The following is a 10,737-nucleotide window of genomic DNA, read 5'->3' as shown; positions in this document are numbered from 1 at the left end:
CGGCGTGGGCAGGTGGCCCTAGACGTCGTCGCCGACCGGCAGCGGGCCGGGACTCGAGTCGCCGCGGATGTGTTTGAGCACCACCTCGGCGCTGATGAGGCACATCGGCACCCCGACCCCCGGTGCCGTCGTCGCCCCGGCGAAGTAGAGGCCGTCGACGGTGCGGGAGCGGTTCTGTGCCCGGAACATCGCACTCTGGCGCAGGGTGTGGGCGGGACCGAGCATGCCGCCGAGCCACGAATGGTAGTCACTGGCGAAGTCGGTCGGACCGATCGTGTGCCGGACGACGATGCGCTCGGCCAAGTCGGGGATGTCTGCCCAGGCCGCGATCTGGGCGATCGCCCGATCGGCGGTGCGTTCGATGAGCGGGTCACCGGTGCCGTCGGGACCGCCGGCTCCGAGCCCGGCATCGGCGGGGACGGGAACGAGCACGAAGAGGTTCTCGCATCCCGGCGGCGCCACGCTCGGATCCGTCGCGCTGGGGCGGCAGACGTAGAGCGATGCCGGGTGGGGCACTCCGGTGTGCGGCCCGAAGATCGCATCGAAGTTCTCCGACCAGTCCGGGGTGAAGAGGAGGGAGTGGTGCGGCAGGCGCGGAAGCCCGCCGGTGACGCCGAGGAGGACGAGGACCGCCCCGGGTCCGCTCGTCACCCGTGACCACCACGCGTCGGAATGGCCGCGCAGGGCCGGGTCAAGCAGCCGGGTCTCCGTGTGGTGGAGGTCGGCTGCGGAGACGACGATCTCTGCGGGGGTGCGACGCCGGCGACCGTCGGCATCGCTCCATCGCACCCCGGTGACGCGCGGTCGCCCGCCCTCCGGTGCCTGAGTCTCGATCTCCTCGACTTCCGCCGAGGTGCGGATGCGGGCGCCTGCACGTTCGGCGACACGGGTGAGCGCGTCGACGATCGTGCGGAATCCGCCCATCGGGTAGTCCACCCCGTCGTCAAGGTCGAGGGAGCTCATGAGGTGGTAGATCGCGGGTGCCCGACGCGGATCTGTGCCGAGGAAGACGGCGGGGTATTGGAGGATCTGGCGCAGACGCGGGTGAACGACGACCCGTTCGGCCCGTCGGGCGAGGCTCTCGGTCAGCAGCCGGGCCACGGTCGGCAGCGATCCGATGACCGATCGGTCGAGGACGGAGAGCGGCGAGGTGAAGGGGTTGTAGAGGAAGAGCCTCAGAGCCAGCGCCTTCGTGTGTGCGGCCGAGCGCAGATGCCGCTCCAGACGCCCGCCGGATCCGGCTTCGAACGAGTCGAAGACCTCGAGCACCCGGTCGAGTCCGCGGGGAATCGTCACCGGCGCCGCGTCGGCGGTGACGCTGCGGGCCGCAGCCGCCCGGGGGTCGGTGAACACGGTGTACGCGGGGTCGAGGGGTGCGAGGTCGAGTTCGGCGTCCGTGCTCGTGCCCATGAGGGCGAAGAAGTGGTCGTAGACCTCGGGGAGCAGATACCAGGATGGACCGGTGTCGAACCGGAACCCCTCCCTGTCGATTCTCCCGATGCGCCCGCCCACCTCGGCGTTCTGTTCGAAGACGTCGACGCGGTGGCCGTCACGGGCGAGCAGCGCCGCGCTCGCCAGGCCCGCAGCGCCGGCTCCGACGATGCACACCTGCGCCATCACGAACTCCGACCGCGGAGGGTGCCGAGCGTCGACCGTGCGAGGAGCCGCGCTTTGACGTGGGCGGGGATGCGGATCCGTTCGCGGTAGAGCCTTTCGACCGGGGAGGCGGCGATCTCGTCGATGAGGGCGCGGAAGAGGGCGGTGGCGGCGCCGGCGGCGAGTCGGGCGTCGTAGGGCAGCAGCGGGATCGCGGCCTGCGCGTCGGCGAGCTGGTCCCGGATGGCGCGGATCCAGTCGTCCCGGGCCCGTGCGCTCAGGCGCGGTTCCTCCGTGAGGTAGCTGCGGCCGAGGCGGTCATGGTCGTCGGCGAGGTCCCGGAGGAAGTTGATGTTCTGGAAGGCCGCTCCCAGGCGGCGGGCACCGCATTCGAGGACGGCGGACTCGGCGGGGCCGCGGGGGTTGTCGTGGAGGAAGACGCGCAGGCACATGAGGCCGACGACCTCGGCGGACCCGTAGACGTAGTCGGCGTGCTCGTCGGGGGCGAAGCAGCGCACCGGGGCCTCTGCGGTGTCCCCGGTCGGTCGGTGGACATCGAGGTCGGAGCGCATCGCGGTGAAGAAGGGGTCGATGAGATCCGAGCCGATCCCCGTGTGCCGGGCAGTCCGGGCGAACGCGTGGATGATGAGGTTGGCGCTCACCCCGCATGCGAGTGCCCGAAAGGTCTCCGTGACGAAGTCCTCGAACATCTCCTCCACCTCGGCCGGTCCCATCCCGGCGCCGGCCGGCATTCCGTCGACGATCTCATCGGCGACCCGCACGAGGGCGTAGATGTTGCGGACATGCGCACGGTGGGAGGGCCCCAGCAGCGCCGTCGCCGTGCCGAACGACGTCGAGTAGCCGTCGATGACGGTCTTCGCTGCGCGCTCTGCCGTCCGCGAGTAGGTCTCGAGCGGCGATCGCCCGCTCATCGCCGCCGCCTCTCGTTGCGCCGGGCGGCGCGTTCGATGTTGCGGGCCATGGCCGGGAAGATGAACCGGTGGAAGGGGGAGACGAACACCCAGTAGAGGCGACCGCGGATGCCGCGGGGGAAGAAGATCGCCCGCTGCCGGTACTCGCAGTCGGGTCCGAGCTGGCTGACGGTGAATTCGAGCCAGGCATCGCCGGAGACCTTCATCTCCGCGCGCAGGAGGAGCGTGTGGTCGGGGATGATCTCATCGACCCGCCACCAGTCGACGGGATCGCCGACCCGCAGGACATCGGGCAGACGGCGTCCCCGGTTGAGGCCGGCCCCGCCGACGATCTTGTCCCAGACGCCGCGGATCTTCCACGCCAGCGGCCACGAATACCAGCCGTTGCGTCCGCCGATGCCGACGATGACCGGCCAGATGTCGGAGACGCTGAGGTCCGGCAGCAGCCGTCGGCGGTCATCGACGAATGCCTTCTTGCCCGCCCACTGCGGGTCGTTGGGCAGCGGCTTCGCCGCCTGTTCGAGCTCTCCCGAATCGGCGTCCCAGTTCGTCGCGACCGCCCCCTCCGATTCCCGACGCAGGGCGAGCCGGACCGCCTGGTCGTAGCTGAGCAGTCCCGAACTCGGCGGTGGGATGACGGTGTCGATGTCGTCGTTGCGAGTGACCGCGTCCTCCTGGAGTGACTGGACGAGCGGGAGGGTGAGGGCGAACGGCAGCGGAGTGACCAAGCCGACCCAGATGCCCGAGAGCGTGGGGGCCGGCAGCGGGAGGGCGATGACGTGACGCGGGGGCAGACCGCGGATGCGCGCGAAGTCCTTCATCACCTCGGCGTAGGTGAGGACGTCTCCGGACCCGATGTCGAAGGCGCGGTTGACCGGTTCGGGGAGGTCGCAGGCAGCGACGAGGTAGTAGAGGACGTCGCGGACGGACAGGGGCTCGACCCGGTTGGCCACCCAGTCGGGGGCGGGCATCCACCGCAGGGCGTCGGCGAGGTGCCTGATCATCTCGAACGACGCCGACCCGGAGCCGATGATGATCCCGGCCTGGAAGACGATCGCCGGGGTGCTCGAGTTCAGGAAGATCTCCCCGACCTTCGCCCGCGAGCGCATGTGGGCGGACAACTTCGCCGTCTCAGGATGGAGGCCGCCGAGGTAGATGATCTGCCGGACTCCGGCGGCTGCTGTGGCCGTGACGAGCCGCGTCGCCTCCTGTGCCTCCCGCTGTTCGAAGTCGCGGCCGGAGCTCATCGAGTGGACGAGATAGCAGACGACGTCGATGCCCTCCATCGCCGTCCCGAGTCCGCTGCCGTCGTCGAGGTCGACGGTGTGGATGGTGACCTCGTCGGCCCACGGAACGGCGCTGAGCTTGTCCGGAGAGCGCACGCCCACGCTCACGGAGTGACCGGCCTGGAGGAGCCGGGGGACGAGGCGGCCGCCGATGTAGCCGGTGGCGCCGAGGACGAGCACCGACCGGGGACGGCGCGCGGACGGGATGGTCTCGGTGAGGTCGGTCGCTGCCATCGGGTCCTCGCTGACGGTGTGATGGGCCGCGCCTTTGCGGCTCGATGCGAACCTGCACGAGGGCCGTTGCGAAGCCTCTCATGCGAGAATATGGGAACAGACTACCCTGCCGCCAAGCTGCCGGCATCCGGTCGAGCCGATTCCAGGAGGAACCATGACCGAGACCCCGATCCCCCAGCCCGTCGCCGACTTCATCGACATCGTCAACGCCCACGACGACGCCGGCTTCCTCGCCGCCCTCTCCCCCGAGGCCACCGTCGACGACTGGGGCCGGACCTTCACCGGCCGCGACGAGATCAAGGCGTGGAGCGACACCGAGTTCATCGGCTCGAAGCCGACACTCACCCCCGAACGGGTCGACGTCGACGGCAACGCCGTGACCGTCATCGGCGACTGGCGATCGAACCATGCCAACGGCCGTTCGGCGTTCACGTTCATCACCTCGGGCCACGAGATCACCTCGATGACCATCCGCGAGGGCTGAGCCCGGCACCGCCTCGGCGCAGATGTGCCACAATGACAGTGACGCCTGCGCGTCACGGCGGTGGGGCTCGCCGTACCCAACCTCGGATCACCGACAACAGTCCCTACCTCGACCGGCGCAAGCATGCCCGAAAGGTAGGAGAGACCATGGGCACCGCCCCCGCGAATCCCCCTCGGCCCCGCATCGTCGTCGGCGTCGTCCCTGATCAGCCCGCCGAGGCGGAGCGCGCATGAGTCGGCCCGTGCACCTGCGAGCCTCCTTCCTCGGCCCCGCCCTCCTCGGCGGGACGCTCGGCACGGCCGCCCGCGAAGCGCTCAGCCTCACGATCCCCTCCCTCGGCGGGGTTCCCGTGGCGATCTTCGGGATCAACCTCCTCGGCGCGTTGCTCCTCGGCCTCCTCCTCGAGAGCCTCGCCCGTCTCGGCCCCGACGAGGGGTGGCGGCAGAGAGTCCGGATCCTGCTGGGCACCGGGTTCATGGGCGGGTTCACGACGTACAGCGCTCTCGCCGTCGACACGGCGGGCCTCCTCGGTGAGGGGCGAGTCGGCACCGGCATCGGCTACGGTCTGGCCACGGTCATCCTCGGCGGGATGGCGACGTGGGCGGGCATCGTCCTCGGCTCGCTCACCCGCCGGTCAGGCCAACCGCGGGTCGGTGTCGGACTGCCCATCGACCCCGACACCGCCGAGGTGGGTGACCGGCTGGGCGCCTCCCCCGAGGTGGGAAACCGACAGGACCGCGGTGCCTCCCCCGAGGCCAGAGCCCAGCAGGCTGACTTCCCCGAGTCGGAAGACAGCCTGGACCATAGTGAGGGAGGCCCGCGATGACCCCGCTTCTCTTCGCCGCGATCGCCGTGGCCGGCGGCCTCGGCGCGGTGGCCCGGATGGTCGTCGACGGGCTCATCAAGTCACGGATGGGCGGGGCGATTCCGTGGGGAACGATCGCGATCAACGTCTCCGGCTCGCTGCTCCTCGGCTTCGCCGCCGGACTCGCTGCCGGTCAGATGCTGCCCGAGGAGTGGTTCCTCATCGTCGGCACGGGATTCCTCGGCGGGTACACGACGTTCTCGACGGCGAGCTTTGAGACGGTCCGCCTCGTCCAGGAGCGCGCATGGGCGGCGAGCGCGATCAGTGCGCTCGGCACCCTCGTCATCGCGACCGGGGCAGCCGGAGTCGGACTGTGGCTGGGCGGAATGGTCTGAACCGCAACAGCCCCACGGAATTGTCGACAACCTCGGCGACAATTGTCGTCTTTCGACAACACACCTGTTGCTTAAATATCGCGGACGCCCACGGATCCACTCGCCCCCTGCCACTTGGATGGGAACTCTCTGACTCCCTTTGCCGAGTCGTCGGCGCGGTCCTAGAGTGAGGACAGAGGTGCCCGTGCGGCGGGTCGTCGCGCGGTGGTCACTCCTCTTCAACACCGATGTGAATGGAGAACTGATATGCCTACGCCTGAAGAACAAGTCGACCAGTGGTTCGATCCGAAGAAGCCCTCGACCACCGAGGTGGGGGCGAAGCGCGAATCGGACGCGCACTCGCTGAGCGTGGGACCCGACGGACCTCTCCTGCTCCATGATGTCGCGCTGGTCGAGAAGCTCGCCCGCTTCGACCGGGAGCGCGTGCCCGAGCGCAGCCCGCACGCGAAGGGCTCGGGTGCGTTCGGCGAGTTCGTCGTCACCGGCGACGTCTCGAAGTACACGAAGGCGGACTTCCTCCAGCCCGGGAAGACCACGCCGATGCTCGCCCGCTTCTCCACCGTCGCCGGTGAGCTCGGCTCCCCCGACTCGTGGCGCGACGTCCGCGGGTTCGCGCTGAAGTTCTACACCGAAGAGGGCAACTTCGACATGGTCGGCAACAACACGCCGGTCTTCTTCGTCCGCGACCCGATGAAGTTCCCCGACTTCATCCACTCGCAGAAGCGCCTGCCCGACTCCGGCCTGCGCAGCCCGAACATGCAGTGGGACTTCTGGTCACTCTCCCCCGAATCCGCCCACCAGGTCGCCTACCTCATGGGACCCCGCGGCCTGCCGAAGACCTGGCGGAACATGAACGGGTACTCCTCGCACACGTACATGTGGGTCAACGAGGACGGGGAGAAGTTCTGGGTCAAGTACCACTTCCTCACCGACCAGGGCGTGGAGAACATGTCGAACGAGGAAGCCGAGAAGCTCGCCGGTTCGGATGCCGACATCCACCGCCGTGATCTCTTCGAGGCGATCAAGAAGGGCGACTACCCGTCGTGGACGCTGCACGTCCAGATCATGCCCTTCGAGGACGCGAAGACCTACCGGTTCAACCCCTTCGACCTCACCAAGACCTGGTCGAAGAACGACTACCCGCGCATCGAGGTCGGTCGGTTCACCCTCAACCAGAACCCGATCAACCACTATGCGCAGATCGAGCAGGCCGCGTTCAGCCCGTCGAACACCGTGCCCGGCACGGGGGTCTCACCGGACAAGATGCTGCTCGGCCGCGTGTTCTCCTACCCCGACGCGCACCGCAACCGCATCGGCACGAACTTCAACCAGCTGCCGGTCAACGCGCCAGTGACGAAGACGAACAACTACGACAAGGAAGGCCACATGCAGTACCACCACACCGGTGCTGCTCCCGTGTACGCCCCGAACTCGTACGGCCGCGCCTTCCAGGACACGCAGGGCGTCGTCGACAACGGCTGGGAGTCCGACGGCGAACTCGTCCGCATGGCCTACACCCTGCACAAGGACGACGACGACTTCGGTCAGGCCCACACGCTCGTCCGTGAGGTCTACACCGATGCCGAGCGGGCCGAACTCGTCAACACCGTCGTCGACATGCTCAAGTCCGACCTCGAGGAACCGGTCCTGTCGAACGTGTTCGCGTACTGGAAGAGCATCGACGAGGAGGTCGGCCAGGCCATCGAGGACGGCTACCGCAAGGGCTGAGGCCCCCACGGTCGCCCGACCCATGGTCAGGTGAGCAGCCGGCCCACCGCCGGCGGCTGACCCCGGCCGGTTGGTGAGCCTCCGACAGACCCAAGCGCCCGAGTCCCGATCCGCCTCCCCCGGGAGCGGATCGGGACTCGGGCGTTTCATTGTCTGGAAATTTAGTTAACTTGGTGAAATACTATTGGCATGCAGGACTCCCCTGGGGCACCCGGCGCCCTCCGCATCGTCGTCCCCATCGTGCTCATCCTCGCCTGGCTCGCGGTCTTCGGCCTCGGCGGTGCGAGCTTCGGCGACATCAGCGAGGTCTCCTCGGACGAACGGTCGAGCTACCTTCCCGACAGCGCGGAATCGACCCGCGTGCAGAACGAGATCACGGAGTTCACCGGCTCCGACGCCGTCCCCGCGATCATCGTCGCCGAACGCCGTGACGGCCTCACCGAGGCGGATCTCTCCGGTCTCGCAGAACTCGCCGACACCGCCGAGGAGAGCGTCGCCGGGGCGTCAGCGTCTCCGCTGATCCCGTCCGAGGACGGACAGGCCGCGGAGATCATCGTCGCGGTCCCCTCCGACGCCGAGGTCGGCGGCGCCGTCACCGCCCTGGAAGCGCAGGCGCAGGAGATCCTGCCGAACGACCTCGGCGTGTGGGTGAGCGGACCCGCCGGGTTGTCGGCCGACCTCGAGGAGGCGTTCAGCGGCATCGACGGCATCCTCCTCCTCGTCGCCCTCGCCGTCGTCTTCGTCATCCTCGTCATCGTCTACCGTTCACCGCTGCTGCCGATCCTCGTCCTCCTCTCCTCGATGACCGCGCTCTGCGCCGCCGTCCTCATCAACGTCGCCCTCGCCCGGGCCGGCTTCGTCACCCTCAACGGCCAGGTGCAGGGGATCCTCTTCATCCTCGTCATCGGCGCCGCCACCGACTACTCCCTGCTCTTCATCGCCCGCTACCGGGAGGAGCTGCGCGACAATCGGTCGTCCTTCGCCGCAGGCCTGCGTGCCGTCCGGGGTGTGCTCGAACCGATCGCCGCCTCGGGCGGCACCGTCATCGCCGGTCTCCTCTGCCTGCTCTTGTCCGACCTCGGATCGAACTCCGCTCTCGGCCCGGTCGCCGCGATCGGCATCGTCTGCGCCATACTCACCTCGCTCACCTTCCTCCCGGCGCTGCTCGCCGTCACCGGTCGCGTCGCGTTCTGGCCCCGGGCTCCCCGGTTCGGCTCCGACCACCGGGTCCTCACCGGCGCCGAGGCGACAGGGCTCTGGGCCCGCATCGGCCGTACCGTCGCCGCCGGTCCCAAGCGGACGGCCGCCGGGGTCACCGTCGTCCTCGTCCTCGGCTGCGGGGGTCTTCTCGTTCTCGACGCCGAGGGCGTCCCGCAGAGCGAGTTCGTCCTCGGCGAGTCCCAGGCCCGCGACGGGCAGGTCGTCATCGACCGGCACTTCCCCGGCGGTTCGGGCTCGCCGGCGTATGTGCTCGCCCCGGAGTCCGATCGGCAGGAGGTCGCCGAGGCGATCGCCGGGACCCCCGGTGTCGACGAGCTCGCGCTCATCGCCCAGGACTCACCGGCCGGGACGGTTCCCGTCGATGCCTCAGGTGATGTCGCGAGCGCAGGCCCGGGCGAAGGTGTCCCCGGCGGTGCTCAGGTCCCGGCGGTCGAACCGACCGTCATCGACGGTGAGCTGATGTTCTCCGTCACGCTGGCCGACCCTGCCGATTCCCTTGCCGCCGAGCAGACCATCCGCGACCTCCGTGCCGAGCTGGCACCCTTTGATGCGGCAGTCGGCGGCACCACCGCCGTCGACCTCGACACCAATGAGACCTCGTCGGCGGACCGAACGGTGATCATCCCGATCGTCCTCGTCGTCATCACCATCATGCTCGCCCTGCTGTTGCGCTCCCTCGTCGCTCCGCTCGTCCTCCTCGCGACGACGGTGCTCAGCTTCGGCACGGCATTGGGGCTCAGTGCGCTCATCTTCCAGGTCATCGGTCAGCCGCAGTCGGATCCCTCGGTGCCGCTCTATGCGTTCGTCTTCCTCGTCGCTCTCGGCATCGACTACAACATCTTCCTCATGACCCGCGTGCGGGAGGAATCGTTCGCGCACGGCACGAGGGAAGGCACGCTGCGGGGTCTATCGGTGACCGGCGGGGTGATCACGAGCGCGGGCATCGTCCTCGCCGCGACCTTCGCCGCCCTTGTCGTCATCCCGATCCAGTTCCTCCTCCAGCTCGCGATCATCGTCGCCCTCGGCGTCCTCCTCGACGCGCTCGTCGTGCGCACTCTGCTCGTGCCGGCGCTGGCGATCTGGATCGGCGACCGACTGTGGTGGCCCTCGCGGCTGGCTCGGAGAACCCAGGAGCAGCCGGCAGAGACACCACCGCGGTCCCGCCGGGAGGCGACGAGGCTCCTCGCCGAGCACTGACGGTCCGTGCGATCTCAGTCGTCGACGGAGGAAGGGCCGTCCGCCTTGGTGGCGGCATCGGCCCAGTCCTCACCGCCCAGGGCGATCTCGTTGCGGGTGTCGCGGAGGAAGCGGATGACGACGTCGCGTTCGTCGCGGGTGAGCCTGGCCGCGGCGTGGAAGCGCTTGGCCTGTTGGCGTCCCACGGTCTCCATCGCCGAGGCGTAGGTCTCCGGGGTGATCGACACGGTCTGGGCGCGGCGGTCGCGGGGGTGCGGGGCGCGGGTGATGTGGCCGCCGCGTTCGAGGCGGTCGAGGAGCTTCGTCGTCGCCGCCGGTGAGATGGTCAGGTGGGCGGCGATCCCGCCGGGTGTGCCGAGGATGTCGCGATGACGGCAGACGATGAGGTAATGAAGCGCCTTCATGTCCGTGGCGCCGAGGCGCATATAGCGGCGGGAGGCCTCGGAGATCTCCTGCTCGGTGTCGCGGAGCTCGCCGAAGGCGGTCATGAGCTCCGTGATCTGCTCGACGTCGGCGGGGTCCATGCCGGAGCGGTCGACGAGGCTCTGCTGCGGGTCGCTGGCGTCGACGTCATAGACGGCCGATCTCTCGACGGCTTCGCTCGCCACGCCCTGCTCCCACTCTGCCTCGTCATTCCGGGGCCCATCGCACCCCGTGAGTCTCCCACCCATGCTACAGCGCGGGCCCGAGGCTCGACCTCCGCCGCCAGGAGCGCCCAAGTCTGCCCTCGCCCAACCGTCGGTTGCCTCCGCGAGGAGGATCCGGTTCGAAACCGGGCTGGTTTTCGCACCCGGTCCTCCTCGGTGGCGAGTCCTCACACTCGCCGCGTCGACCCACCGCAGCCTCTGGCTCCCCCACT

9 protein-coding genes are annotated in these 10,737 nt (G+C 69.1%); 5 read left to right on the top strand and 4 right to left on the bottom strand.

Features of this window, described 5'->3' with window-relative positions; genetic code table 11:
- Nucleotides 1–18 precede the first annotated feature (18 nt).
- Genes crtI through AC0VYB_RS02205 form a run of 3 tightly spaced genes read right to left on the bottom strand, consistent with a single transcriptional unit; the run spans nucleotide 19 to nucleotide 4,048 of the window.
- A complete protein-coding gene (gene crtI / locus AC0VYB_RS02215) occupies nucleotides 19–1,617 on the bottom strand; it encodes a phytoene desaturase family protein (protein ID WP_475385003.1) in 1,599 nt (532 codons plus the stop codon).
- A complete protein-coding gene (locus AC0VYB_RS02210; RefSeq protein WP_475385002.1) occupies nucleotides 1,617–2,528 on the bottom strand; it encodes a phytoene/squalene synthase family protein in 912 nt (303 codons plus the stop codon). Before AC0VYB_RS02210 ends, crtI begins: the two co-directional genes overlap by 1 nt.
- Nucleotides 2,525–4,048, bottom strand: coding sequence for an SDR family oxidoreductase (locus tag AC0VYB_RS02205; protein ID WP_475385001.1), 1,524 nt, complete (start codon nucleotides 4,046–4,048; stop codon nucleotides 2,525–2,527). The genes AC0VYB_RS02210 and AC0VYB_RS02205 overlap by 4 nt, the downstream gene beginning before the upstream one ends.
- Before the next feature lie 154 nt (nucleotides 4,049–4,202).
- On the opposite strand from AC0VYB_RS02205, the gene AC0VYB_RS02200 reads away from it, so the two are divergent.
- From AC0VYB_RS02200 to AC0VYB_RS02180, 5 genes are all read left to right on the top strand, one after another.
- A complete protein-coding gene (locus AC0VYB_RS02200; RefSeq protein ID WP_475385000.1) occupies nucleotides 4,203–4,532 on the top strand; it encodes a nuclear transport factor 2 family protein in 330 nt (109 codons plus the stop codon).
- Between the two features lie 229 nt (nucleotides 4,533–4,761).
- Nucleotides 4,762–5,358, top strand: a complete 597-nt coding sequence (locus tag AC0VYB_RS02195; protein ID WP_475384999.1) for a fluoride efflux transporter FluC — start codon at nucleotides 4,762–4,764, stop codon at nucleotides 5,356–5,358.
- Entirely contained in the window at nucleotides 5,355–5,732 is a 378-nt protein-coding gene (gene crcB / locus AC0VYB_RS02190) for a fluoride efflux transporter CrcB (RefSeq protein WP_475384998.1), read from the top strand. The genes AC0VYB_RS02195 and crcB overlap by 4 nt, the downstream gene beginning before the upstream one ends.
- A gap of 246 nt (nucleotides 5,733–5,978) precedes the next feature.
- Nucleotides 5,979–7,460, top strand: a complete 1,482-nt coding sequence (locus AC0VYB_RS02185; RefSeq protein WP_453984896.1) for a catalase — start codon at nucleotides 5,979–5,981, stop codon at nucleotides 7,458–7,460.
- 189 nt (nucleotides 7,461–7,649) lie between these two features.
- On the top strand, nucleotides 7,650–9,878 hold the full coding sequence (locus AC0VYB_RS02180; RefSeq protein WP_475384997.1) for an MMPL family transporter: 2,229 nt from the start codon (nucleotides 7,650–7,652) through the stop codon (nucleotides 9,876–9,878).
- A 14-nt stretch (nucleotides 9,879–9,892) separates the two neighbouring features.
- Here AC0VYB_RS02180 and AC0VYB_RS02175 read toward each other — a convergent pair whose 3' ends face one another.
- On the bottom strand, nucleotides 9,893–10,486 hold the full coding sequence (locus AC0VYB_RS02175; RefSeq protein WP_475384996.1) for a MarR family winged helix-turn-helix transcriptional regulator: 594 nt from the start codon (nucleotides 10,484–10,486) through the stop codon (nucleotides 9,893–9,895).
- Nucleotides 10,487–10,737 lie beyond the last annotated feature (251 nt).

It is taken from the genome of Brevibacterium sp. Z349TD_9, from assembly GCF_056173565.1.
The sequence above is the reverse complement of the archived record's forward strand: the minus strand, read 5'-3'. Positions and strand labels throughout refer to the sequence as shown.